The organism is Croceitalea rosinachiae (genome assembly GCF_031846445.1).
GTDB classification, from domain to species: Bacteria; Bacteroidota; Bacteroidia; order Flavobacteriales; family Flavobacteriaceae; genus Croceitalea; species Croceitalea rosinachiae.
The window spans coordinates 163,763-189,166 of the sequence record NZ_JAVRHR010000002.1 but is presented as its reverse complement, the minus strand read 5'-3'; the positions used below and the strand labels follow the sequence as shown (position 1 = coordinate 189,166).

Below are 25,404 nucleotides of genomic sequence, written 5' to 3'. Positions count from 1 at the left end.
TTAATTATTTCTATGTTTTACTTATTTTGGTAAATATCATTCTTACTTTTTGAATAATGTAAAACAGCTCCAGCTAAAGCAAGAATCAACCATAAATACTCAATAAGCACTACTGAATCTTGTCCTTTAAAAATTGGAACTAAAGTAAAAGCGATTATAGCCCCGGTTGCTAGAAAAAGAGAAGCATGAATTAATTCAGCGCTTTTTTTATTTGAAAGTGAGATTATATTTATCAAGAGAATTAAAGGAACTAAAAATATCCAGGTTTTTATAGAAATATTGGGATCCATTTTTAATACGTGCCATTTCACCAGTTGTATCACCAATGCCGTAAAATTTAACGCAATCAAAATGCCGTTTTTTGTTTTCCTAGATAAATCCAAAATTAAACTGTTACCGCTTTATTAAGGTATCGCCTAAATGGGAGCATTTCTCTATAAACATTTATCAAATAGTCTTCAAAATTATCCTTTAAAACTAAATCAGATGAAAACTCGCAGGCAACTGCAAATGTCTTATTCCGCAATACATCAATATGAGGATGTTCATTAGAAAACCCTTTGGGGGCATTGGTTAATTTGACATCTTCGTACAATCCGCCAAAAAGTTTTTTAAAAGATTTCTTGTTCAGAATCTTTACTAATTCTTCTCCATCGTAGTCAATAGCATCACGCAGGCTTCTTAATCGTTTGGGGTCAGGTCGCCATAATCCGCCTGCAAACATAGAGCGTTCAATACCAACTTCTATATAAAAATCACCTGTATTGGGTCTTTTGTCAAATCCTGCGCCAAAATGGTCTTTATAAATAGGCTTGTTCGGATGAAACATCAAATTGTTATTGATTCTATTGATTCCTTTTTTACCGGGCGTATCATAATACTCATCATCAATATCCGCGAGCCTAGAATTCATTTTATCTAACCATGTGATATAATCATCTCGAACTTCTTTATACCATTTTCGATTGGCATCCATCCATTCTTTAGAGTTGTTCTTTTGTAACGCTTTTAAAAAATTAATTTGGTTTTGGAAATCCATTCTTAAGATGGTAGATTTTAGAGGTTAGATATTAGAATTTGAGATAAGTCCCCTATCCCTACAGGGAAGGGATTTGGGATGGGGATTAAAATCCGCGGTCACCGCCAACGATATCACCAAGAGTGCCTAGAATACTTCCTTCACCTTTATCTTTTCCACCTCTAGGTATGGCGGCAAGTACGCGACCTGCCAACCTACTAAAAGGTAAAGACTGTACATAAACCGTTCCTGGTCCTCTTAAGGTTGCAAAGAACAAACCTTCACCTCCAAAAACTGTATTCTTGATTCCGCCAACAAATTCGATGTCGTAATCTACAGTTTGAGAAAAGCCCACAATACAACCTGTATCTACCTTTAAGACTTCGCCTGCAGCCAATTCTTTTTTTGCCATGGTTCCACCGGCATGAACAAAGGCCATACCATCACCTTCTAACTTTTGCATAATAAAACCTTCACCGCCAAAAAGACCACGACCCAATTTCTTTGAAAACTCAATCCCTACAGAAACTCCTTTTGCGGCACATAGAAAAGCATCTTTTTGACAGATGAACTTTCCCCCTTTTTCAGATAAATCAATAGGTAATATTTTACCAGGATATGGCGAGGCAAAACTTACTTTCTTTTTTCCTTGCCCAATATTTAAAAAAGCGGTCATAAAAAGGCTTTCGCCAGTCAACATCCTTTTACCAGCAGAAAATATCTTACCCAATACACTACTATCTTGATTGGAGCCATCACCAAAAATGGTATCCATTTTAATATCAGTATTCATCATCATAAAACTGCCAGCTTCTGCTACAACAGCTTCTTGGGGGTCGAGTTCAATCTCGACATACTGCATTTCTTCCCCATAAATTTCATAATCAATTTCGTGTGCATTCATATACTTTAGTTTTTTATTGATATTAATTAGTTATCGATTATGATATTTTGTTACAACCTACTTCTTTAATATAGTCTCCTATTTTTTAAGTCGTACTGTCCATTCAAAGTTGAATGTAGACACCACTACCCCATCTTTATTTACCCCAACAGATTTCATCCAAAATTTTTGGCCTTCACCCGTCTCGATTGTTTTTTGAATAGCATTGGCAATTAAATGTCCATCTTCACAAGTAAACGTAATCTTACCATTGGCCTTTTTAGAGAAATTGGCATTATTATTTTGCACCAACATCGATATTTTTTTTCCACTTTGCCTAATCTGATCAATGACCATGGCTCCGGTGCTTAGCTCCGCTGCCATACCTTGGACGGCCCAAAACATACTTTTAAATGGGTTTTGATTCACCCACTTATGAGTAACCGTGGTAATAGCTTTGCTTTTATCTAAATGCCGTAATCGCACTCCACACCACCATGCCGAGGGTAATTTAAAGAAAGTGAACGTATTGAATTTACTGGTACTAGTAGCCATATCTTAAGTTTAGTTTTGCTAAAAATAACTAAAATACCTATTATCTCAATATGTTAATAAAAAGTTAATTTTTAGTACTATGTGTTGCACAGTACCTTCTTTTGGATATATATTTGCATGGTAAGCTAATAGGTAAACTAAATTGTTTGCATAAACATCAATCAAAATCATGACAGAATCATTAACCAAACACGAGCGAAATTTATCTGCTATTATTCATGCTTCTACCTTCTCGAAGTACTTTATTCCATTTGGTAATTTCATTTTACCATTAATATTATGGACGGCAAATAAAAGGGAATATAAATTTGTAGACTATAATGGTAAGCAAGCATTGAACTTTCAAATAAGTATGTTACTTTATTCTATTATTGCAGGTTTAATTAGTATTCCATTTTTCATCGGTTTTTTACCAGACTTATTTAATGGAGATTTTTTCGGTTTTCATAGGTTAAGTGATTTCAACAACCTCAACATTCATATAAGCAGTGACGACTTCCGGTTTGGTCGTTGGTTATGGCCCGCTGGTATTACTGGTGTGCTACAGGCCGGACTCGTCATTGTGAATGTTGTGTATACCATTTTAGCAACCATAAGGACAAATGAGGGCGAAACCTTTAAATATCCTTTCACCATAAAATTCATCAAATAATATAAACAATCAAAAAACAGGAGTTTAATCATCAATCAAAAAACGAAATAACATCAATCAACCAAAAAACGTTTCCGTGCCCGCTTCTCATCAAAGCGGGACGGCGCGGAAACAAATGCTGAAACGAGCTCAGCACAAGAAACGAACAGTTAATTTAATACGAATCCTTACATTATGAATATAGAAAATACAAAAGCACAAATGCGTAAAGGGGTTCTAGAGTATTGCATTCTTTCTATCTTAAGAGATAAAGACAAATATGCATCAGAAATTCTGGGAGCTTTAAAAGATGCTAAGATGCTAGTGGTCGAGGGTACTATTTACCCTTTATTGACCCGTTTAAAAAATGCAGGGCTGCTCAATTATCGTTGGGAAGAATCAACCTCTGGTCCGCCTCGCAAATATTACGCACTTACCGAAACAGGGCAATTGTTTTTAAAAGAACTCAACGGTACCTGGGATGAACTTAGAAATGCAGTCAACTTGGTAACCAACACAAAATAAGTATCAAAAAATGAACAAGACAGTAAATATAAATTTAGCAAATACCCTCTTTCATATTGATGATGAGGCGTATAACAAGCTTAGACGTTATCTTGAATCGATTAAAAGGTCATTTTCAGGTACCGCCGGAAGCGACGAAATTATAGCAGATATTGAGGCTAGAGTAGCCGAACTTTTTCTTGAGAAAATGGAAAATGAGCGACAAGTAATTACTCAAAAAGAAGTCGATGTCGTAATAAATATAATGGGCCAACCAGAAGACTATATGGTCGACGAAGATATTTTTGAGGACGAGCCAAAATCTTCGTATACCAAGTCCACTTCAACCACAATGGTCAAAAAATTATATCGTGACACCGACCAAAAATATATTGGTGGTGTATGCTCAGGGCTTGAACACTATTTAGGTTTTGATGCCCTTTGGATTCGTCTAATATTCTTGTTATTAGGTGTTTTTACCGGGTTTGGATTCATAGCATACATTCTACTTTGGATATTAGTACCTGAAGCAACGACAACTTCCCAGAAATTGGATATGACGGGAAAGCCAATCAACATCAGCAATATAGAACGCAAAGTCAAAGAGGGGTTTGATGATGTTGCCGACAAAGTAAAAAGTGTCGATTATGATAAAATGGGCGACAAGGTCAAAAGCGGCTCCAAGACCTTTTTCGATACCATAGGGGATATCATTATGTTCCTGTTCAAAATCTTTGGTAAATTCATTGGTATTTTATTGATTATCATTGGTGCTTCAACCTTAATAGGGCTTTTTATAGGGCTTTTTACCGTTGGCATTATTGATGCAGTACATTTACCAGGAGTTGACTTTTACGATATTGTAAATACCTCAGGCGCACCGGTATGGGTAGTTTCCCTTCTATTGTTCTTTGCTATTGGTATTCCGTTTTTCTTCTTGCTGTATTTAGGCTTAAAGATTCTTGTCAACAACCTAAAATCCATTGGTAACATTGCCAAATTTTCATTGCTAGGTCTTTGGTTGGTTACCATAGGAGTTTTGATAGTCTTAACCGTTAAACAAGCGGCAGAGTTCGCTACGGTGGGTAGTATAAGTGTAAAAGAAGAATGGGCAATGACAGATAATGATACTATTCACATTCAAATGACCAGTAGCGATTATGATCATACTATGGACCGTGTTCACTTCGGAAGAATGATGCTTGCCTATGATGAGAATGATAATGCAGTATTAGTATCAGATGACGTGCGTTTTGACATCAAAAAATCAAAAGACACTATGGCTAGATTAAACATCAGAAAAGATAGTCATGGCCCTACTTTTGAAAAGGCTCGTGAACGTGCCAAAATGGTTGACTATGGATATAGTGTTGATGGAAATGTTATCACACTTGACGATTATTTAACAACTGTTTCGGAAAACAAAGCACGACAACAAGAAATAAGAACTACGATACTGATTCCTGAAGGCAAAGTAATTTCTTTTGGAGAATATGTTAGTGGTCATGTTGGTAGAAGCACCAGAAATGACCGTGATTACTACCGAAGCGATATAGTTGATTACTTATGGGTCATGGGCAGTGATGGCGAATTAAAATGTCAGAATTGCCCTATTGATTCTTATGGAGGTAGTGATGATGATGGAGACGGAAAAATTATAATCAATGAAGATGGTATTGATATCAAAATCAACGATAGAGATGAACAAGGAAAAATTATTATTAACGAGGACGGAATAGATATCGATGTAAAGGACAGAAACGATTCTTTTAAAATGAAAATAGATGAGGATGGTGTAGAAATTAAAACTGAGGATGATAACTAAAACTTACAGTTCAGTCCTAATTCTTAACAATTGGGAAATGATTAATAGAAGAAAACAATCATAAACACGAATTTTAATCAATCATTAAAAACAACAATCATGACAACACTAGCACGAATGGCAATAGCCGCATTATTAGCATTATTTATGACCTCATGCGCCTTTGATATCAACTTTGGCGATGGAAAAAGAGGAAACGGAGAAGTAGTTGAAGAATCTCGCAGTGTCTCGGAAGACTTTACAGCAGTTTATGCATCTGAAGGGCTTGATGTTTTTGTAACTCAAGGAAACAAATTCAAAATTTTAGTAGAGGCAGATGAGAACATCATCGACCTTATCGGAACTGATATTAGAGATGGCCGACTTAAAATTCATGCCATTGAAAATATTGGGAGAGCCACAAAAAATATTTATGTAACCCTTCCTGATGTTACCACTTTGCAAAGTTCTAGTGGTGCAGATCTAATCGCCCAAAATGTGATTAAATCGGATAAAATAGAGTTAGATGCGAGTAGTGGTTCAGACATCGAAGTTCAAGTAAATGCCAATGAAGTTGTTGCTGAATCAAGTAGCGGAGCGGATATAAAAGTTTCCGGCCGTACAGATGTGCTGTATGCAGATGCGAGCAGTGGCTCAGATATAAAGGCACGAGGATTGGAAGCAAAACGCTGCAATGCAGATGCTAGTAGTGGGGCGGACATTTCGGTTAATGTTTCAGAATCTCTAACAGCTGATGCCAGTAGTGGAGCAGATATCTCATATTCCGGAGACGCAAATGTTACCAAAAAGAAATCCGTTTCAGGCAGTGTTCGTAAATACTAAATTAATCCCTTCACATAATCACATAAAGATTTAAAATGGCATTCAGTTTTGAATACAATAATTTTTTAACCAAACAATTAAGTATTTAACATTTTTTCGTACCTTAAATGAAGAATTAAACACTTCACTAAAACATTGGGCCATGAAAAAATTTCTGACATTGGTTTCGTTGATGTTTGTATTGATGTTTGCCGCAATACTTACTTCATCTAAACCCGAAAACTATCATTCAATTGAAGGAACATGGGAACTTGAAAGTTTTCACCATTACGATGACGGCATTAATATATCAAGCACAGAACCAAAATCAGAAGGCTATCGCCAAGTAAAAATGTATTATAACGGCAGAGTCATGTGGTCTCGTTATGTACCAAATGAACCAAAAGGTAGATTTGGTTATGGTTCATACTATATCACTGATGATGAATTACATGAAACCATTATTTATGGTGATGATGAGATGATGAAAGCTTTAGACACCCTTACGGAGTTCATCTTTGAACTAGATCTACAAAATGATAAGTATAGCCAGATTAATTTAGATGAAGAAGGAAACCGAACTTTCTCAGAAAATTATAAGCGTTTGAATTAGCAATCAAAAAACGTCAAAAAAACGCTGCATTACCAAAAATGCAGTGTTTTTTATTAGTTTAAGTTATCTATTTTATTATTAATTAAACCGAGACCTCTTCCTTGGATTCTACAGCTGCCAAATAACGTTCGGCATCTAAAGCGGCCATACATCCAGTACCAGCAGCTGTAACCGCTTGGCGATATTCTTTATCTTGAACATCTCCACTTGCAAATACCCCAGGTTTATTAGTCTTTGTTGATTTACCTTCCGTAATGATATAACCAGTATCATCCATATCTAATTGCCCCTTAAATATGTCGGTATTTGGTTTGTGGCCAATGGCTATAAATAAACCGGTAATTGCTATATCTTCTTTCTCACCTGTTTGGTTATTGACCATACGTAAACCTTCAACAACCTGTTCACCAATAACCTCATCTACTTCGGTATTATAGCGAACATCTATATTATCTAGACTATTTACACGGTGCTGCATCGCCTTTGAGGCCCGCATATGATCCTTACGGACTAACATGGTCACTTTATTACATATATTGGCTAAATAAGAAGCTTCTTCAGCAGCGGTATCCCCTGCACCAACAATCGCAACATCTTGACCTTTGTAGAAAAAACCATCGCAAACCGCACAGGCGGAAACTCCACCACCTCTTAAACGTTGCTCACTTGGAATGTTCAAATATTTAGCTGTAGCCCCCGTAGAAATAATTACACTTTCTGCTTCAATAACTTTATTATCATCCACAGTAACCTTGTGAATTCCGCCAGCCTCATTGTTAAAATCAACAGCGGTAACCATACCAATACGAACCTCCGTACCAAAACGTTCAGCCTGTTGCTGCAGTTGAACCATCATTGTAGGGCCATCTATACCCTCTGGGTATCCTGGAAAATTATCTACCTCGGTTGTTGTTGTTAGCTGTCCACCTGGTTCCATGCCCGTATACATCACTGGTTTTAAATCAGCTCTTGATGCGTAAATTGCTGCAGTATATCCTGCAGGTCCTGAACCAATAATCAATGTTTTTAATCGCTCTACTTGTTCTGACATAATAAAAATATCCTCTTAATTGTGTACTTACAAAAGTAGTTTTTTTGACCAAAAACTTACAAAAATCTATAAGAGCTTATGAACAAAAAATCCGAACAATGTTCGGATTTTGTAAGTCGGGATGACAGAGTTAAATAAACAACTCTATCATTTTGATTTTCAATATTTTACCTTGCTAATTTAAAGCTGCACACCTCTTTGCAATTTCTACGACAAATAGACACAAATGATGTAATTCTTTATCCCATAAAGTTAATAAAACTAATCGTAGAAATTAAATCTTGTCAAATAGTTATTTCTATGCTAAATTAGTATTTTAAATTCTTCATTTCCAAGCGCCTTCAATATTTTTAGGCTTTCAAGATATTAATCCATTATTTATCTTAGTAAAAATCAATTGTTTGAAATTTGTCCAACCAAGCTGCATTAGTAACAGAAAAGTCTTTGGTAGTATTACCATTTAAGAATCTAAGTGGAGACCATAACAATGACTATTTTTCAGATGGTATTACAGTAGAAATCATTAATGCACTTACCAAAATCGATGGTTTAAAAGTTACCGCTCGTACTTCTTCTTTCGCCTTTAAAAACAAACCAACAGATATTCGAATTATTGGTAACGAGCTTGGGGTTACTAATGCTGTGGAAGGCAGTATTCGCATTGTCAAAGAGCGTATTCGGATTTCAGCGCAATTAACTCGAACAGATACCGGTTTTTTATTGTGGTCTGAAAAATTTGACCGAAAGTTAGATGATGTTTTTGCACTACAAGATGAAATAAGTCTTTTGATTGCTGATAAAATTCGTGAGAATTTTGGGCATATTGAGATTGACGATTCTCTTGCAGAAGTGCAAACAGAAAACCTTACTTCGTATCAATGGTATTTAAGAGGACGCTATTACCAGCTTACTTGGAACTTGGATAATATGGAAAGGGCTATAGTATTTTTTGAAAAAGCAACAGATTTTGATAGTTCCTATGCTGACCCAGTTGTATCTATTGGATGGTGTTATGCTATTATTGCAAGTTGGGGGCATATCGATAGAAAAGAAGGCCTGGAAAAAGCCAATCTATACCTTGATAAAGGGTTGAAGATGAATCCCAACTCTTACACTGGGTACTTTGGTAAAGCAACTATAAGTTTTTGGGGGAATTGGCAATTTGAAAAAGGTTTTCAGGAATTGCAACTATGTTTAAATGAAAACCCACATTTTTCAGAAGGAAGAGAAGGACTTGCCGAACTTCTAACTGCAACAGGTTTTTTTGAAAAAGCAGCTGAGGAAACAGAACAGATTTTAAAAATCAATCCGCTTTCGCCAAATCATTATTATACCAAAGGCAACCTACATTATTTGCAGGGTGATTATCAAACTGCGCTCTCATGTTTTAAAAGTTCCTTGAAGCTCGACAACAGTTTTGATTTAAGTAGACACCTGAGAGTAGCCTGCTTATTGTTCCTTGGAGATAAACAAGAAACATTGAGTTATGCTAAATCTTTCCTAGATGATAAATTGGTGACGATTATTGAGGCCATTTTTAATTCCGTGAATAAGAACCAAGTTCCTGAGTATGACAAAAGTTTACTATCAGAAAATCTAAATCTAATGGTGTATTGGGATTTCTATTATCTGGTGCATTGTCAAAAAACAGAGATAGCTTTAGAACGTCTCAAAGAAATGGTGGAACAACGTATTGGGCAAATCATAAACTTTCAATTCGACCCATTTTTAGAGCCATTAAGAAATACAAAAGTTTTCAAAGAGCTACAAAATGCTGTTTTTGGAAGTATTCAACCATCAACCTTTGATATTGAAGCAAACAAAACAATTGAACTTCCAACTTTTACGCAAAAAGAATCTGATGAACTTATAAGTGCTTTAGACCAAGTTCTTAGTCGTGAAGAAGCGTTTCTTCGTGCAGATTTATCGCTTCGGTCGTTGGCTGAAGAACTAGTCATACATCCTAATCGCTTATCAAAATTTATCAATGATTACCTCCAAACTAATTTTACAGAAATGGTAAATGGAAAGCGCCTTGAGCATTTTCAAAAGATAGCAGTATCACCTAAGAATAATCATTTGACTTTGTTAGGCTTAGCTTATGAAAGTGGTTTTAATTCTAAGACTGTGTTTAATACGTATTTTAAAAAGATGACAGGAATGACTCCCAAGCAGTGGATAAAAGCAAATCAGTAGTTAAATAATTTATTTTAATAATGAAACACCTTTTAAGACAACATATAGAAGAAATAATTGACTTAACTGACGAAGAATTTGATTTTGTTCTGAGTCATTTTGAGCCGGTCAATAAGCGTAAACATCAATATATTGTTCAAGAAGGAGAGGTAGTCAAAAAGGAATATTGGATTACCAAGGGATGTGTTAAGAGTTACTTTCTTAATGATGATGGTAAAGAACACATATTACGTTTTGCAATGGAACATTGGTGGATTACAGATTATGAGTCTTTTGTAAAACAAATCCCTTCGAAAATATATATTGATTGCTTAGAAGACTGCGAATTCTTATATATCTCTTTTGAAAATAGGGATAAGCTTACAGCCGAAATGCATAAAATGGAGCGATTCTGGGCGAAGAAAAGTAAGTTTGGGCGTATAGCTTTGCAAAAAAGAATTCTTTCCCTTTTAAAAAATTCAGCAAAAGAACGTTATGATTTACTGCTGGAACAATATCCTCAGTTGTTTCAAAGAGTTCCCAAAAAATTGATAGCTTCTTATCTAGGCGTTTCAAGAGAAACATTGAGCAGGCTTGGTTCCTGAACCACCTCAATTCTACGATTTCAATTTTCAAAAATGTGATTTACATCACTATAAATTAGTGATTTCCCTCCTTAAAAAGGCATTTGATTCATCTCAACTTTGTTCCGAATTTAAAATAAAATAGAAATGGAACGAATATCATTTACAGAAATCCCTCAAGAAATGATGGGGAAATTGATTGATTTAGAAAATTACATCAACAATTCGGAAATCAATATTAATTTATTGGAATTGATGCGTTTAAGGGTTGCCCAAATCAATGGATGTGCCTATTGCGTTGATATGCACTACAAAGAGCTAAATCACCTTGGAGAAACTGACTTGCGGTTGTCCTCACTTATAGTTTGGGAAGAGACTAATTATTTTACGAACAAAGAAAGAGCCGTTCTGCACTTTGCCGAGAAACTCACAAAACTAAACGGAAAACCAATAGCGGACAACGACTACGAGGTCATTAAAAAGCATTTTGAAAAAAAAGAAATAGTAATCTTAACCTTAGCAATTGGCCAGATAAATACATGGACACGTTTAATGAAAACTTTTCAAATTGAAGCTGGAAATTATAAAGTGAAGGGTTAAACACTGCGTACAATGCAATATAAGAGAAATAGCGGTTTGGGTTCTTCCCGAGCCGTTTTTTAATCCAAATCTTCATCTAATTGTGTGATATATATCACTCTAAAGTAGTGATGTAAGTCCTTCATATACAGTTCTATTAATTTCAACTTTGTAGTATAAATTTTAAACTACAAAGAGATGAAAACAATCGAAAAAAACACAGACATCGGAATTTTAATTCTAAGAGTATTAGTAGCAGGGTTACTAATTTTTCATGGATTCGGCAACCTTCTTAGCGGCTATGAATTCATTAAAAGTATGATGGCACAATCTGGTTTGCCAGAATTTATAGGCTATGGCGCATTTATAGGTGAAATCGTTGCGCCACTATTAATCATCCTTGGATATAAGGAGCGTTTAGCAAGTCTATTGGTGGCCTCAACTATGTTGGTTGCTATTTTAACAACACATGCAAATGAAATTTTGGCATTGAATCAATTTGGTGGTTGGGCAATAGAATTACAGGCCTTTTATCTATTTGGTGCTATAGCAATCTTCTTTACAGGTGGAGGGAAGTATGTTATAAGTGACAAATAAAAGTTGTTTGATAGAACGATGTCTCTAACTAGAAACATAATATATGTTCAGAACCTGATTTTTCTGATACTATTCTTAACAACCATAGGAGTTACCGCTCAAATTGAGAATATAACAATAAGTAAGGAGGTCGAAATAGATAAAATTTATGCTGGTCTTCTTGCTTATTCAAACTTTTCAAATAAGCCTAATCAGAATAATTTATCTTCAGTACAATTTGGTGCACGGGTGCTGCTTACATTAGTACCCAAAGCACTTCAAGTTAGAACATTTGGTGTTTTTAAGTCGACTCCATCAATAGCAGGTCAGTTTTTTAAAAGCTATGAAGCCATTTTTACTCCTAATAATGACTTGACAATTCAATTAGGGGTTATGGCTACTCCCACGACAGAACTCCGACCTAATCCGACAACTTGGCAAAGTCAAGTAGAAACAAATTCTGAAAGTAATATTCTTGGTGGTCGAAAAGGGATAAAGATTAAGTATAATCTTAGTCAAAATCTCAATTTATCATATGGGTTGCATTATCACGATACTAACCCTGCTCATCATGTAAAAGTTACCTATAAACGAGTCATAGTTTCTTCATATTTGGATAATGGGAGTTTATTTTTTGCCACTAAATGGAAGTATTCTAATGGTAACGTAATAGCGACCAGGTTTAAAAATATTAGCTCAATCTCATCCATAATCCCGATTTCAGAATATTACAAGATATATGCCGATATAGAATATGATGACTCAATCCAGGATATAACCTATTTAGAGTTGGGCATACGAAGAAGTTTTCTTGAAAACCATTTGATAAAAGGCTTTCTGTCTTTTAGTTATAACCATCATTTAAAAAATGTTCAGGGTGGGCTTTTCATTCATATCTGATAATTGATGAATCAAAAATGTGACCTACATCACATCAAAGTAGTGATATAGCTCCTTAAAATTTAATCCCTTCTAAAAGAACTTTGTAGTGTTAATTTAAAACTATAAAAGATGCCATATGTAAACATCAAAGTTACCGACGAACAGGTAACAAAAGAACAAAAGCGTCAGCTAATTGAAGGTACAACCCAATTGGTTGTAGACGTGTTAAACAAGAATCCTAAGACTACTCATGTAGTTATTGAAGAAATCCCTATCGATAATTGGGGAGTAGATGCGAAACAATATTCAAATTCAAAAAAATTTAAATCATGAAAAACAAAACAGTAATTATTACTGGAGCCTCAACAGGCATAGGTAAAGCTATTGCAACTTACTTTATAGAAAGAGACAGTAACGTTGTTATGAATTCTTCTAATGAAGAAAACCTAAAGAATACTTATTTAGAACTTGGTTCACCAAGTAATGCCGTTTATTTAGCTGGTGATATAAGCAGTCAAAATACAGGAAAGGAGTTGGTACGTTTAGCTTTAGAAACATTCAATTCTGTAGACGTGCTTATCAACAATGCAGGTGTCTTTGCCCCAAAACCATTTTTAGATGTTGAAGAAGAAGATTTAGAACTGTATTGGAATGTAAATCTCAAGGGAACCTATTTTACAACACAAGCTGCCATTCCGGAAATGATACAACAACAAAAGGGTTCTATTATAAATATTGGGACTGTATTAGTTGACCATGCCATTGGTGGTTTTCCAGCAACAGCACCAATAACGAGTAAAGGCGCTATACACTCATTAACCAGACAACTAGCAGCAGAATTTGGAAAGAGCAATATTAAAGTCAATACCATTGCACCAGGAATTATTCGAAGTCCTTTACAGGAAAAGATAGGAATTGAAGATGCCGATAGCCTTGCGGGATTACATCTATTAAATCGAATTGGAGAGGCCAATGAGATAGCAGAGGCTGCCTATTATTTGGCTGCCTCAGATTTTATAACAGGTGAAACTATTAATGTAGCGGGAGGACATACAGTTGGCCACGCTATCTAAAACTAAAATTATGTACAAAGAGAATAGTAAAGAAATAGAAAAAGTAATCACGAATTACTTTGAAGGTATCTTTTATGGAGATGCAAACAAGCTCGAATCTTGTTTTACTGACAATGCGATTATCTATGGCGACATCAATGGCGTACCATATAAGAAAAGTAGAGATGAGTATATAGACGGAGTTAAAAATAGACAAAGTCCAAATGACTTAAACGAAGCTTTTAAGATGGAAACTATTGGTATAGATATCCTAGGCAATATTGCAATGGCTAAGGTTCATTTGCCAATGCTGGGCTATAACTATTATGATTACTTATCGTTAACAAAAATCGATAATCATTGGAAAATCGTAAACAAGATATTTTCTAATGTATCATAGAGGTTGGATACAATTAGTAATGTAAATCGTCATGATAACTAAACCCAACTAAGATGAAGAAGCTATTTAAAACTCTTAAGATTATTCTACTGACCCTTTCATTTCTAATCTTAACTATAGCCATAGGTATAATCTGGCCCATGCCAAAATTAGTTCCACCTGTAAAATACGATACAGTACTTATAAAGTCAATAAACATTGTTGAAGTAAAAACAGGTCATGTATTAGAAAAGAGAGATGTATTCATTAGAGAGAATATCATTACGAAAATAGATAGTTCAGAAATTTTAATCGAAGATGCTAATACATTAGTAATTGACGGTACAGGTAAATATTTAATCCCAGGACTCTGGGATATGCATACGCATTCAAATCAGCATTCTCCGTGGTTACATCACCCACTCTACATCGCTAATGGTGTTACTGGAATTAGGGATATGTCTGGGCAACTAGACCGTAGAGACAGTTATTGGGTGGGTAGTAAAGAACGACTACAATGGAATGCTGAATTGAATATGCATAAGCGAATAACACCAAGGTACGTTTTGCAAAGCAGCTATCAAATAGATGGAGTATCGAGTATACCTGATGGGTTTCCAAGTTTTTTTAAAATTGAGAAGCCCGAACAGGTAGACTCGCTGTTACAGTTTTATAAAGGTGAAGAAGTAGATTTTATTAAAATATACCAGCAAATACCAGAAGTCTCTTATCGTAAGCTAGCAAGAAGGGCTGAAAGCTACGGATTACATATTGCTGGGCATAAACCAATGTTTCTTAGTTTAGAAGAAGCTGTAAAATTAGGACAGCGCAGTTTTGAACATGGGCGAATTTTTATGTTTGAAGCATTTCCTGGGGCTGATAGTCTAAAGAACCCCAATAATTGGAAAAACGCTTTCAAAAAATCAAAGAAATCTATGGTGCAAGATTTTAACCCAAAAAAGGCTGTTTACATAATGGAGCTTATGAAGGAAAAAAATGCGTATTGGGTTCCTACTTTGCAAACACTCAAATTTGAAGCTTTTGCAGATAACAAATCATTTTTAAGTAATCCAAACTTAAAGTATGTTTCTTGGGCAAGAAAGAAACTTTGGTGGAGTTTCGATATAAAGAATAATAAAGAGAAAAACGTATCACCAGAAAGTCAAGGTTTAAGTTTGGCATTTTATGAAGCAGCAAAAGAACAGGTAAAAATGGCCCACGACATAGGTGTGCCGATTATGACCGGTACAGACATTACAGATACTCATACCTTTGCAGGATTTAGTATACATAACGAATTAATAGATTTAACAGAAAGCGGCCTCTCTAATCTTGAAGCACTACAGAGTGCGACCATAGTTTCAGCTGAGTATACCAAATTAGACATGCAGTACGGCAGTGTAGAAAACGGAAAAGCCGCCGATTTGGTTTTGTTAAATCAAAACCCACTAGAAGATATTTCCCATACAAGTAAAATTCATAGTGTGATAATGAATGGTGTTTATTATGATTCGAATAAAATAGAAGAACTGAAAACGTTTACAGAATCGATTTCATCAAAATTTCACATGAACGTTAAAGTTCTATATAGTTTTCTCAATAGCCCTCTCATAAGAGTACAGTTCGCAGATTAATAGTATTTCAAAATAGACAGTTAGGAATTGAGTAAATCTAAAAATCAGTATCAACTTTCTTCATATGATGTATTGCAAAAATCTTAATGGATTGTGTTTTACCTTTCAAGGCTTTTGTGCCCAAATCTTTTATGGAGTAATTATCTGAAAATTCAAGCTTCCGCGAAAGCGGTTCAGAAATCAATAGGTCTTCTTTCAGTTCAGTAGTCAGTCCGAGTATTCTTGCTGTTGTATTAAGTACATCACCTGTAAAGAAAATATCTTTTTTTAAGGCTCCTATTTCACCAGTAGTGACTTGACCGAAATGTAACGCTGCTTTAAAATCTGGTAAACTGTTATATTTTCTATTGAAGGTGTCTTCCTGTTTTTTCAACGCATCTTTCATTTCAAAAAAGCATTGAATACATCGGTTGTTTTTAAGACCATTATCCAATTTCCAAGTAATAACAATTTCATCACCTACATATTGATAGACCTCACCATAGTTTTTGATAATGGCATCTGAAAAACTTCGATAGTAGTCTCTTAGTAATTTGAAGTATGTTTTATGACCTAGTTTTTCAGCAATAGTGGTACTATCTTTCATATCTACAAACATAAAAATGCGGTTTTCATCTACCGGCCTATGATAACGGCCAGTAAAGAAATTGTATAGTATATTCTGCCCGAGATTCTCGCTAACTTCAGCATAAAGTAATGAAGCTAAAAGGGAAAAAAGTAATTGAATCCAAGTACTGATATGAGTGATGCTTAAAAAAAATGCCACGTATTCGCCCCATATCTTTTTGCTAAACATAGACGCATTGGATACGATACTTGCGGCCAATAGGTATAATATCAAAACTAAAACGGAAAGTACTAGCGTGTACAATAACAATTTGCCTATAATCTTCTTAGGGAAACTTTGCCTTATAAAAAGCTTGTTGACAATGAAGACTTCGATACAACCTACAATACAGCCAACCAAAAAAATACTGACGGATGCAAAAATCACTATCTCGAATGTTAAGGGAACGTCAGATTCTATAATTTCAATTTGCTCAGGATTTACTGCATATTGAGACCACATTATGAGTAATGCTATTGAAAGCCAAATGATTCCAAAAGGAAGTATACGTTTAAGGTAGTATTTGTTTTTAGCTGAAATTGACATTGTTACAAAGGAATCAAACTTTCAAATTATATCATAGTAAAAAGTTCCGATTCTCATTGTATAGGTTCTGAATTTCATTTCAGAACGATTGCCTTTCCTTTCTAAATCATCTTTGTACCATCAAAAATTTATAAATCAAAAAACAAACAATTATGACAACATTATCTAGAATTATCGGATTAACATTACTGAGCTTATTTGTGCTCTTAACCTCCTGTTCAAGCGATGACGATAGTATAACTATCGAACCCACGCCCACAGGAATTCAAACCCAAGCAGACCTTAACGCTTATTTCGAGGAAATTATCGAAACAAAGGAAATTCCCGGATTTGCGGTAAGCATAGCAATTGGGAATGACATTGATTACAAGGTTTCTTTTGGCTTTGAAAACATTGCGGCACAACGGGATTTTAGTAATCAAACCGTAATCAATATCGCTTCACTGAGTAAATCTTTTGTGGGAGCTGCAACGGCCAAAGCCATTGAACAGGGATATTTTACCTTAGATACACCCATCAACGATTTATTGCCCGTTGAGATAGTTAATCTTGAAAACCCCAACGCGGTAATTAGCATAAGACATTTAGTGACGCATACCTCAGGCATTGTAGACGACCCATCTACCTATATTCAAGCGAATTATGTCATACTGCCCAATCAAAATTTAGGGACAACCGGTGCCAATATCCTGACGGACGGTTTAGAACTTGCAGTAATGAATCCAGTACCGCTTGCTGAATATTTAGGGGAGTATTTCTTGGAGGATGGCGCACTCTATGGTAATTCCAACTTTATGAATAGCGAACCGGGTGAAGTATGGTCATATTCCAATGTAGCAACCTCGTTAATGGGATTCGTAATTGAATCGGCTACGGAAGAAGATTTTGATTCCTACGTTAACACTCATATTTTACAGCCCTTGCAAATGAACAAGTCCACTTTTGATGTGACTGAGGTGAACTGGCAAGAATGGGCTATTCCTTATCTAGATAAGAACACACCACTACCATTTTATGGAAATCACGGCTACCCAGAAGGAAGTATACATACTACAAATGATGATTTGGCCAATTACCTTTTGGATATGACCAAGGGCATTAAAGGACAATCCAATACCTTATTCGGAACTGCCTACTACGAATTGTTGTTTACACCACAACTTGATGCAGGTATCGTACCTAATGGTTTTGCTGAAAACCACGGACTGTATTGGTATAAAACGGGTAATAGCTGGTCTCACGGTGGTAACAGTTTAGGCGTATCAAGCCATATGGAAATTAAGGCTAATGGAAGTTCTGGTTTTTCAGTGATTGCGAATATGGATGCAACCTTTTCAGAAAACTCACCTAAATGGGAAGCAGTTTTACAACTCATTGAAGCTGGAATACAGGAGTACATTCAAAACAGATAATTCATCAAAACACAAAAACAATGTTATTAAAAACGAACAATAAACGCATATTGCTTGCGGGTGGTACAGGTTACTTAGGTGGTCATATTGCTAAGGCTATACAGGAGCGAGGTTTATCTGCACGATTGCTTTCGCGAAAGCAAGAGAAACTAAAACAGTATGAATCCTCAAAGATTCAAATTATGGAAGCTACTGTAACGGAACCCAACACATTATCTAGGAGCTGTGACGGAATCGACACCGTAATCTCTACCATAGGTATCACACGTCAAAAAGATGGTTTTACCTATATGGATGTAGACTATCAAGCGAATCTGAATCTATTGCGGGAAGCACAACGTGCAGGAGTAAGAAAGCTTATCTATGTCTCTGCCATTAATGGGGATAAACATCGAGACCTCAAAATTTTTGAAGCTAAGGAAGCTTTTGTTGATGAACTTAAAAAATCAGGATTGGAATACACTGTGATACGACCCAACGGATTTTTCTCCGATATGAAAGACTTTTTTCAAATGGCAAGAAAAGGACGTGTATTTCTCTTCGGAAGCGGAGAGCAATTGATGAATCCCATTCACGGAGCCGATTTGGCAGAAATCATATTGAATATGATAGATGAACCAGCCAATGAATGTTCCGTAGGAGGACCAGATGTACTGACTCAAAACGAGATTGCTGAACTCGCTTTTGATGCCCAAGGTAGAGCACCTAATATTTGGCACCTGCCAGATTGGGTGAGACGTTTTAGTCTTTGGTCGGTACGCACATTCACTTCCGTTGAGACCTATGGCCCAATTGAGTTCTTTCTGACCTTGATGGCTAATGATAATGTAGCAATGCGCTACGGAACCCATAAACTAAGAGACTTCTATTTCGCAGAAGCAAAAACCAATTAAAACCTAAAGTGATGATACATAAAATATTAAATAACAAATGCCCTCATTGTGATAAAGGTCATATTTATAGAGAGAAGAACATCTATTTCAATTTTAGAAAACCTAAGATGAACAAAAGCTGTTCCCATTGTGGATATGCCTTTGAGAAAGAACCTGGCTTTTTCTTTGGAGCGATGTACGTAAGTTATGCTTTAGGAATTGCTGAAGCTGTAGCAGTATTTATTATCGGAACATTCTTCTTTGAAAACACATTCGATTTGAGAATTCTACCCTGGATAGCCATCACCATTCTTTTGTTATCATCCTTCAATATGAGAATGGCAAGAATCATATGGATTTATCTTTTAAAAGGTGTTTAAAGAAGTTCGGATTTACATTTCAGAACGATTAATGTCTCAATCAATCGCATCTTTGAACCATCAAATTACAAGAGTTTATTCATCAACAAAAAATCAATTATGAAAACCGACTTTTATTTACTAGCAACGCACTTACAAGAGATACAACTCTTGGCGATACGACCCCATTTGGATGCTATTGTAGGCAAAGGACAATGGAATTTTGACCTCGAAGATTGTGATAAAGTGCTACGATTGCATAGCAATCAATTAACCAAAGAAAAGGTAATTCGATTTTTAAATCGTATCGGACTTTTTGATAGGGAACTACACTATTTAGAAAGTGAACAATATGCTCACATAGGTACAGTCCGCCCCTTGTCAATTTACAATTTGTCAACAAACGCCTAATACGCAGAAAAATGAAAGCAGTAGTATATTCCAAATACGGCTCACCAGAAGTACTTCAATTGAAGGAGCTTAAAAAGCCTAGTCCAAAAACCAATGAAATTTTGGTTAAAGTAATGGCCACTTCAGTAACTTCAGGAGATGTTCGTCTACGAGCCTCTGATTTTCCAGCTTTGGTATGGTTACCTGCACGTTTGATTTTTGGATTGTTTAGTCCTAAAAAGCAAATCTTGGGTCACGAATGGTCGGGAATAATTGAACAAATAGGAACCAAGGTAACTAAGTTTAATGTAGGCGATGAAGTTTTTGGAACGACATCAATGCTCAAAACGGGAGCCTATGCCGAATATATGTGCATTCCTGAATATTGGAATCAAGGTGTGGTCATTAAAAAGCCGAAGAATCTGTCTCACAAAGAATCGGCAGTAGTACCTATAGGCAGTATGACGGCACTGTTTCTATTGCAAAAGGCAGAGATTGCTAGAGACCAAAAAGTGCTTATTTACGGTGCTTCTGGTAGTGTGGGGAGTTATGCCGTACAATTAGCAAATCATTATGGAGCTAGTGTTACCGGAGTTTGTAGTACACGAAATGTAGCACTAGTAGAACACTTAGGGGCAGAGACGGTAATCGATTATAAAAATGAGGATTACACGAATTCTTCCGAACAATATGATATTGTATTTGATACCGTAGGTAAAACATCAAAGTCCAATGCTAAAAAGGTTTTGAAAAGCGATGGACGATTCGTCACTACAAAAATGTTGACCAAAGAGAGCACAGAACTGTTACTTAAAATTCGTCAACTGGTAGATAGCGGACAACTAAAACCATTAATTGACAAAGAATACAGCTTAGACACTATAGTTGAAGCGCATCGCTATGTGGATTCTGGTCGAAAACGTGGAAATGTTTCGGTAGTCGTCCACCATTAAAATCATCAATCAAAAAACGAACAGAAAATGAAAAAAGTACTCATCATTAACGGACATCCAGATAAGGAAAGTTTTAATTGGGCTTTGGCAGAAAGCTATAAAAAAGGTGCTATTTCAGGAAGTGCCTTAGTAGAGACTATCAATCTTTCTGAATTGAACTTTGACCCTAATCTAAAGTACGGTTACAGAATTCCCTACGAATTGGAACCTGATTTACAAATAGCCATCAAGAAAATAAAGGGAGCAGAACATTTGGTTTGGGTCTTCCCGATGTGGTGGTATGGTATTCCTGCTTTATTGAAGGGATTTATAGACCGCACTTTTTTACCAGGTATCACTTTTAAATATCAAAAAGGGAAACTTTTTCCTGAGAAATTGCTGAAGGGAAAAACTGCTCGAATAATAATTACAGCAGATACAGTGAGTTGGTATAATAGTTTGGTGATGAAAAATCCTGCTATCAATCAATTTAAAAAAGGAACGCTTGAATTTTGCGGTATAAAACCAGTAAAGGTTACCTATCTCGCAGCAGTAAAAAATTCAACTAAAAAACAACGTACACAATGGCTATCTAGAGTTAATCGACTAGGAGTTAGTGTGTCCTGAAACGCAGCTTAAAAGACTTTTAGAACAAATTAGATTTCCGCTCAAACAAGTATTATGAGCAGGAGGTCAAGAAATTTGCATCAGTATTAATCAAAAAATAGAACAAAATGAAAAACATTTTAGCCTTTTCTGGAAGCAATAGTCCAGAATCTATTAACGAAAAGTTAATCCAATCTGTAATTGAAAGATATTCGGAGTATGAGATTAATTTAATTGACCTAAAGCAATTTGAAGCACCCATTTATTCGCCAAGTATTCACGCGGAAGGCATACCAAAATCAATTCAAGATTTGTACGCTATTTTTCAAGATAGCGATGGTTTCATTATCGCTTCACCAGAGCATAATGGTTTGCCTACTGCATTTTTAAAGAATACATTGGATTGGCTCTCTGTGTTTACTCAGCAGTTTTTTGGTGAGAAGCCAGTTTTATTGCTGAGTACATCACCTGGTGCCACAGGCGCACAAACACAATTAGCATTGTTAGAAAAGTTGATGCCAATTTGGGGTGGGCAAGTAAGAGGAACCTATTCACTGGGGAGTTTTCAGGAGAGTTTTGACCCTCACACTAATAGCATTAGTAATATTGAAGAGTTAGAAAAATTGGATAAAGAATTTTATACTTTCGCGAAGGCGGACTACAAACCAAAGAAAACCAATACAGGAGTAGTGCAGTCCTACTTTGATGCCTTTCAACAAGGAGATTTAGATGCGGTTCTTAATGTTTTTCATCCTGATTGTTATATCGTAAGCGTGAAGGAAGAAGAGCGATTAAAAGACCAATTGCACGGTATCTATCGCACCCGAAAGGAAGCAAGACAGTTCTTAAAGAATATCGTATCCCTTTTTGAAACCAAAGAATTTATAGTTGACACAGTTGTAGAAGCAGGTAATAATCTGGTTATTGCCAAAGGTTCATTCTCACACTTGGTGAGAAGTTCAGGAAAGCTATTTAACAGCAACTGGGTACAGCTTTGTGTTGTTGAAGATGAAATGATAAAAGAATATCGTTTTTACGAAGACTCTGCTGCGCTTTTTGAGGCATCTAACATTGAATATGCATAAAAGTGATACTGGCGGTACAACATCAATTTGAATTTTGGAGACATATTGGTCAAGTGGGCGGATACTTCCATCAATACAAAGGATTTTCCAGTCTTTCCCCTGAAGATGCTACTTGGCCTTCAAAAATATTCAACCTTGAAGAACAACATATTCAAGGATTGAAAGAGAGTGTTACGAAGTACCAGTTGGCGAAGTCTTTGGCGGTAGAAGAAAATGTGGGGATTGAAGAACTTTTAAAAGTGCAAGGGCTTACCCAAACATCTTCTGTAGAAGCGATGACAATGCATATGAAAGAAGAACCAAAATACGCTGGCTCTTCAGATATTGAAAAAGTAAGAGATGTTCTAGGCGCACAAACCTTTGCAAGAATTGCTTCGGAAGCTTTTCGGTATACCATTTATGAGGGTACCATTAGTCCTTTGATACAGAGCGATAAGATTCAACTTTTCTTAGGAAAACATAAAGGGGACTATGTGAGCTGCGGCATTGTGTTTCAAGATTCCAACGGAGATTCTGGGCTACATATGATTGGTGCCAAAAAGGAATACAGAGGATTGGGCTTAGGAAAGAAAATGACTGAACATTTGCTTTCTATTGCTTTAAGAAATGATAGCGAGTATATCCATCTAGTAGCCTCAAAATTGGGAGCGCCTATCTATAAAAAACTTGGTTTTCAGCATCAAGGTAATTTAAAGTCATATACTATTTAAAACAATCTATTATGAAACCACTCATCGTTCTATTATTAAGTTTTGCTATTTCCATTTTAGCCATTAAAATTATCAAAAAGGAGTATGATTTTGCCTTGTCTGCTAGAATTGCAATGTCAGTAATGCTTGTATTTACGGCTATTGGACATTTTGTGTTTACCAAGGGAATGACAATGATGATACCGGATTTTATTCCTTTTAAAGAAAGCTTTGTTCACCTTACAGGCGTATTCGAAGTCTTAGTTGCCATAGGACTTCTTGTCCCTAAATTTCAATACCTATCTGGTTGGGCTTTAATCATTTTTCTCATACTAATGCTACCTGCCAATATTTATGCTGCAGTTCATAAAGTAAACTATCAAACAGGAACATTCGACGGAAACGGTCTTGCTTATTTGTGGTTTAGAGTTCCGTTGCAAATTCTTTTTATCGCTTGGACGTATATCGCTTCCGTCAGAATGTAATCCTATTAAAACCAAAACGCATTATGAAAACACTAATCCTTATTTTAACGATGTTCCCATTCCTGCTTAACGCACAGGAAGTTTCCGAGCTTTTGCAGGAGAAACTAATCAATGATACAGAAAATCCTGTTCACGGTATGTCATTTTTGATTGAAAGAGATGGAGATGTCTTGGTCAATGAAGCTGTGGGGTTACGAAAGAAAAATGGAGATACTTTACAGGTAACAGACCAGTTTAGAATTGCGAGTAGCACAAAGCTTTTCGTTTCGACTATTATTTTACAGTTGGAAGAAGAAGGCAAGCTTTCCCTTCTGGATACTATCTATCCGTATTTAAAGAGTATTGAATTCTTGAAGTTAGATGAATTTCATTGGCATAAGAATAACGCTTTCGCGAAAGCAATAACCATAAAGCAACTCTTATCTCATAAAAGTGGATTAGCTGATGTTTTTAATGATAGGCAACAGGTACTCCTAGAACGTGTATTGAAAAATTCACAGCAACAGTATCAACCCAAAGATGTGGTAGATTGGTATTTTGAATTTGGCCTTCATAAAGAAGCAAAATTCAAACCAGGAGAAGGTTGGCATTATTCGGATATGAACTACGTACTGTTAGGTTTCTTGATAGAGAAATTGGATAAAAAATCATTATCGCAGTCCATTCGTGATAGAATTCTCAATCCGTTGGATATGCAAGACACCTATTTTGAATTTTACGAAAAGACGCACTCCAAAAACGCTAGAATTCATCAATATGTAGGCGCTACGGATTTTAATGAAGTCAATACCTCCTTTGATTGGTCAGGTGGAGGATTGGTTAGTACGCATCAAGACGTAGCTACATTTATCAAGGCGCTGTTCAATGGAAAGCTTATCTCGAAAGAATCATTGCTAAAAATGATAACCATAGAAGAAACTTTTGAAAACCACCTTCCTTACGGGCTTGGTGTTTATGAGTCTGTTTATAATGACCAAACCTTCTATGGACATTATGGCTTTTTTGGTACGTATATCGGCTACTGTCCAGAAACTAAAACAGTACTGTCGTATTGCATCACTCAGGCGATGCCTTCTTTTAATGTGTATGAATTTGTAAATTACGTTGTGAAATTCGTAAAATGAGTTTAAGAAAAGTCATAGCAGTTGTTTTTATGGGCATTGCCTTTATTTTTAGTGTGTTTTTCTATTTAGAAACCAATCGCCCAGAGGATTTTGCCGAATATTTTAATTTATCATTTTATACCCAATATGGCCCTGTCGCTATTTCAATAGAGCTTTTTATTGCAGGGTTTTATCTGTTTAAGGCAAGCAAGAAAGCTAATTTTGCGCTGGCTTTGTTTGGTTTTACTACGGTCATTGATATCCTTTTTCATATCACTTCACTCATAACTAGCAATACACCTTTGTATGCGATGTTTGTTTTCAGTGGCTGCGCAATTGGAGCGTTTTATATTTCTTTCTCAAATGCCTTCAATCTTGGAAAAATAACGTTGCTCGCTACCTTAACAAGCTTTGTGATGGGAAATGCGATTGAGTGGTTCTTTAATTTCTACTAATCTTTTTAAGCTCAGGAACAATTTTTTTGATAGTGAGGCTTTACGTTTTATCGATAGCAAGCTCAGGAATCTTATACTAACATCTTTTAACCAAGACAACTCTTTCTTAGGCTTTCTAAGA

At 35.8% G+C, this 25,404-nt stretch carries 31 protein-coding genes; 25 read left to right on the top strand and 6 right to left on the bottom strand.

Annotation, left to right across the window (positions count from 1 at the left end; genetic code table 11):
* Positions 1–17: 17 nt before the first annotated feature.
* The 4 genes from RM706_RS08575 to RM706_RS08560 all read right to left on the bottom strand — a co-directional run bounded on the left by RM706_RS08575 (position 18) and on the right by RM706_RS08560 (position 2,456).
* Positions 18–383 carry a hypothetical protein gene (locus tag RM706_RS08575; protein WP_311350643.1) on the bottom strand — a complete coding sequence of 122 codons (366 nt, stop codon included), beginning with the start codon at positions 381–383 and terminating at the stop codon, positions 18–20.
* Positions 384–385: 2 nt separating this feature from the next.
* Positions 386–1,039 (bottom strand): DUF2461 domain-containing protein, encoded by a 654-nt coding sequence (locus RM706_RS08570; RefSeq protein WP_311350642.1) that lies wholly within the window; start codon positions 1,037–1,039, stop codon positions 386–388.
* A gap of 85 nt (positions 1,040–1,124) precedes the next feature.
* Positions 1,125–1,922, bottom strand: coding sequence for a TIGR00266 family protein (locus RM706_RS08565; RefSeq protein WP_311350641.1), 798 nt, complete (start codon positions 1,920–1,922; stop codon positions 1,125–1,127).
* 78 nt (positions 1,923–2,000) lie between these two features.
* Positions 2,001–2,456, bottom strand: coding sequence for a DUF4442 domain-containing protein (locus RM706_RS08560; RefSeq protein ID WP_311350640.1), 456 nt, complete (start codon positions 2,454–2,456; stop codon positions 2,001–2,003).
* Between the two features lie 169 nt (positions 2,457–2,625).
* Between RM706_RS08560 and RM706_RS08555 the strand changes: the two genes are divergently transcribed.
* The 5 genes from RM706_RS08555 to RM706_RS08535 all read left to right on the top strand — a co-directional run bounded on the left by RM706_RS08555 (position 2,626) and on the right by RM706_RS08535 (position 6,830).
* Positions 2,626–3,108 (top strand): DUF4870 domain-containing protein, encoded by a 483-nt coding sequence (locus tag RM706_RS08555; RefSeq protein WP_311350639.1) that lies wholly within the window; start codon positions 2,626–2,628, stop codon positions 3,106–3,108.
* Between the two features lie 174 nt (positions 3,109–3,282).
* The gene (locus tag RM706_RS08550; RefSeq protein WP_109662348.1) at positions 3,283–3,612 is read left to right on the top strand and encodes a PadR family transcriptional regulator; all 330 of its coding nucleotides are present in this window, start codon (positions 3,283–3,285) and stop codon (positions 3,610–3,612) included.
* Positions 3,613–3,622: 10 nt separating this feature from the next.
* Complete coding sequence (locus RM706_RS08545) at positions 3,623–5,416, top strand: PspC domain-containing protein (protein WP_311350638.1); 1,794 nt, start codon at positions 3,623–3,625, stop codon at positions 5,414–5,416.
* Positions 5,417–5,515: 99 nt separating this feature from the next.
* Positions 5,516–6,238: a head GIN domain-containing protein gene (locus RM706_RS08540; protein WP_311350637.1), complete on the top strand. Its 723-nt coding sequence runs from the start codon at positions 5,516–5,518 to the stop codon at positions 6,236–6,238.
* Positions 6,239–6,380: 142 nt separating this feature from the next.
* Positions 6,381–6,830: a hypothetical protein gene (locus RM706_RS08535; RefSeq protein WP_311350636.1), complete on the top strand. Its 450-nt coding sequence runs from the start codon at positions 6,381–6,383 to the stop codon at positions 6,828–6,830.
* An 82-nt stretch (positions 6,831–6,912) separates the two neighbouring features.
* On the opposite strand, the gene trxB is transcribed toward RM706_RS08535, so the two are convergent.
* Positions 6,913–7,881 (bottom strand): thioredoxin-disulfide reductase, encoded by a 969-nt coding sequence (gene trxB, locus RM706_RS08530; RefSeq protein ID WP_311350635.1) that lies wholly within the window; start codon positions 7,879–7,881, stop codon positions 6,913–6,915.
* A 408-nt stretch (positions 7,882–8,289) separates the two neighbouring features.
* Between trxB and RM706_RS08525 the strand changes: the two genes are divergently transcribed.
* The 9 genes from RM706_RS08525 (at position 8,290) to RM706_RS08485 (ending at position 15,742) form a co-directional block, all read left to right on the top strand.
* Complete coding sequence (locus RM706_RS08525) at positions 8,290–10,077, top strand: helix-turn-helix domain-containing protein (protein WP_311350634.1); 1,788 nt, start codon at positions 8,290–8,292, stop codon at positions 10,075–10,077.
* A gap of 20 nt (positions 10,078–10,097) precedes the next feature.
* Entirely contained in the window at positions 10,098–10,661 is a 564-nt protein-coding gene (locus RM706_RS08520; protein ID WP_311350633.1) for a Crp/Fnr family transcriptional regulator, read from the top strand.
* Between the two features lie 126 nt (positions 10,662–10,787).
* On the top strand, positions 10,788–11,240 hold the full coding sequence (locus tag RM706_RS08515) for a carboxymuconolactone decarboxylase family protein (RefSeq protein ID WP_311350632.1): 453 nt from the start codon (positions 10,788–10,790) through the stop codon (positions 11,238–11,240).
* 177 nt (positions 11,241–11,417) lie between these two features.
* Complete coding sequence (locus RM706_RS08510; RefSeq protein ID WP_311350631.1) at positions 11,418–11,816, top strand: DoxX family protein; 399 nt, start codon at positions 11,418–11,420, stop codon at positions 11,814–11,816.
* Positions 11,817–11,834: 18 nt separating this feature from the next.
* Positions 11,835–12,695 carry a hypothetical protein gene (locus RM706_RS08505; RefSeq protein ID WP_311350630.1) on the top strand — a complete coding sequence of 287 codons (861 nt, stop codon included), beginning with the start codon at positions 11,835–11,837 and terminating at the stop codon, positions 12,693–12,695.
* Positions 12,696–12,806: 111 nt separating this feature from the next.
* Entirely contained in the window at positions 12,807–13,010 is a 204-nt protein-coding gene (locus RM706_RS08500; protein WP_311350629.1) for a tautomerase family protein, read from the top strand.
* Complete coding sequence (locus RM706_RS08495; RefSeq protein WP_311350628.1) at positions 13,007–13,750, top strand: SDR family NAD(P)-dependent oxidoreductase; 744 nt, start codon at positions 13,007–13,009, stop codon at positions 13,748–13,750. The genes RM706_RS08500 and RM706_RS08495 overlap by 4 nt, the downstream gene beginning before the upstream one ends.
* Positions 13,751–13,760: 10 nt before the next feature.
* Positions 13,761–14,129 (top strand): nuclear transport factor 2 family protein, encoded by a 369-nt coding sequence (locus tag RM706_RS08490; protein ID WP_311350627.1) that lies wholly within the window; start codon positions 13,761–13,763, stop codon positions 14,127–14,129.
* Positions 14,130–14,182: 53 nt separating this feature from the next.
* On the top strand, positions 14,183–15,742 hold the full coding sequence (locus RM706_RS08485) for an amidohydrolase family protein (protein WP_311350626.1): 1,560 nt from the start codon (positions 14,183–14,185) through the stop codon (positions 15,740–15,742).
* 37 nt (positions 15,743–15,779) lie between these two features.
* Here the strand turns inward: RM706_RS08485 and RM706_RS08480 are convergent, their stop codons facing one another.
* Positions 15,780–16,895, bottom strand: coding sequence for an adenylate/guanylate cyclase domain-containing protein (locus RM706_RS08480; RefSeq protein ID WP_311350625.1), 1,116 nt, complete (start codon positions 16,893–16,895; stop codon positions 15,780–15,782).
* Between the two features lie 152 nt (positions 16,896–17,047).
* Here RM706_RS08480 and RM706_RS08475 point away from each other — a divergent pair, with 152 nt between their 5' ends.
* The 11 genes from RM706_RS08475 to RM706_RS08425 all read left to right on the top strand — a co-directional run bounded on the left by RM706_RS08475 (position 17,048) and on the right by RM706_RS08425 (position 25,283).
* Positions 17,048–18,307 carry a serine hydrolase domain-containing protein gene (locus RM706_RS08475; protein ID WP_311350624.1) on the top strand — a complete coding sequence of 420 codons (1,260 nt, stop codon included), beginning with the start codon at positions 17,048–17,050 and terminating at the stop codon, positions 18,305–18,307.
* Positions 18,308–18,327: 20 nt separating this feature from the next.
* Positions 18,328–19,200, top strand: coding sequence for an SDR family oxidoreductase (locus RM706_RS08470; protein WP_311350623.1), 873 nt, complete (start codon positions 18,328–18,330; stop codon positions 19,198–19,200).
* Between the two features lie 11 nt (positions 19,201–19,211).
* Positions 19,212–19,559, top strand: a complete 348-nt coding sequence (locus RM706_RS08465; RefSeq protein WP_311350622.1) for a DUF983 domain-containing protein — start codon at positions 19,212–19,214, stop codon at positions 19,557–19,559.
* A 99-nt stretch (positions 19,560–19,658) separates the two neighbouring features.
* On the top strand, positions 19,659–19,949 hold the full coding sequence (locus RM706_RS08460; RefSeq protein WP_311350621.1) for a hypothetical protein: 291 nt from the start codon (positions 19,659–19,661) through the stop codon (positions 19,947–19,949).
* A gap of 11 nt (positions 19,950–19,960) precedes the next feature.
* Positions 19,961–20,881 (top strand): NAD(P)-dependent alcohol dehydrogenase, encoded by a 921-nt coding sequence (locus tag RM706_RS08455; protein WP_311350620.1) that lies wholly within the window; start codon positions 19,961–19,963, stop codon positions 20,879–20,881.
* A 27-nt stretch (positions 20,882–20,908) separates the two neighbouring features.
* Positions 20,909–21,487 (top strand): NAD(P)H-dependent oxidoreductase, encoded by a 579-nt coding sequence (locus RM706_RS08450; RefSeq protein WP_311350619.1) that lies wholly within the window; start codon positions 20,909–20,911, stop codon positions 21,485–21,487.
* Positions 21,488–21,594: 107 nt separating this feature from the next.
* The gene (locus RM706_RS08445; protein ID WP_311350618.1) at positions 21,595–22,551 is read left to right on the top strand and encodes an NAD(P)H-dependent oxidoreductase; all 957 of its coding nucleotides are present in this window, start codon (positions 21,595–21,597) and stop codon (positions 22,549–22,551) included.
* Positions 22,552–22,553: 2 nt separating this feature from the next.
* The gene (locus RM706_RS08440) at positions 22,554–23,261 is read left to right on the top strand and encodes a GNAT family N-acetyltransferase (protein ID WP_311350617.1); all 708 of its coding nucleotides are present in this window, start codon (positions 22,554–22,556) and stop codon (positions 23,259–23,261) included.
* Between the two features lie 11 nt (positions 23,262–23,272).
* Positions 23,273–23,725: a DoxX family protein gene (locus RM706_RS08435; RefSeq protein ID WP_311350616.1), complete on the top strand. Its 453-nt coding sequence runs from the start codon at positions 23,273–23,275 to the stop codon at positions 23,723–23,725.
* 23 nt (positions 23,726–23,748) lie between these two features.
* Complete coding sequence (locus tag RM706_RS08430) at positions 23,749–24,849, top strand: serine hydrolase domain-containing protein (protein WP_311350615.1); 1,101 nt, start codon at positions 23,749–23,751, stop codon at positions 24,847–24,849.
* Positions 24,846–25,283: a hypothetical protein gene (locus tag RM706_RS08425; RefSeq protein ID WP_311350614.1), complete on the top strand. Its 438-nt coding sequence runs from the start codon at positions 24,846–24,848 to the stop codon at positions 25,281–25,283. The genes RM706_RS08430 and RM706_RS08425 overlap by 4 nt, the downstream gene beginning before the upstream one ends.
* Positions 25,284–25,404 lie beyond the last annotated feature (121 nt).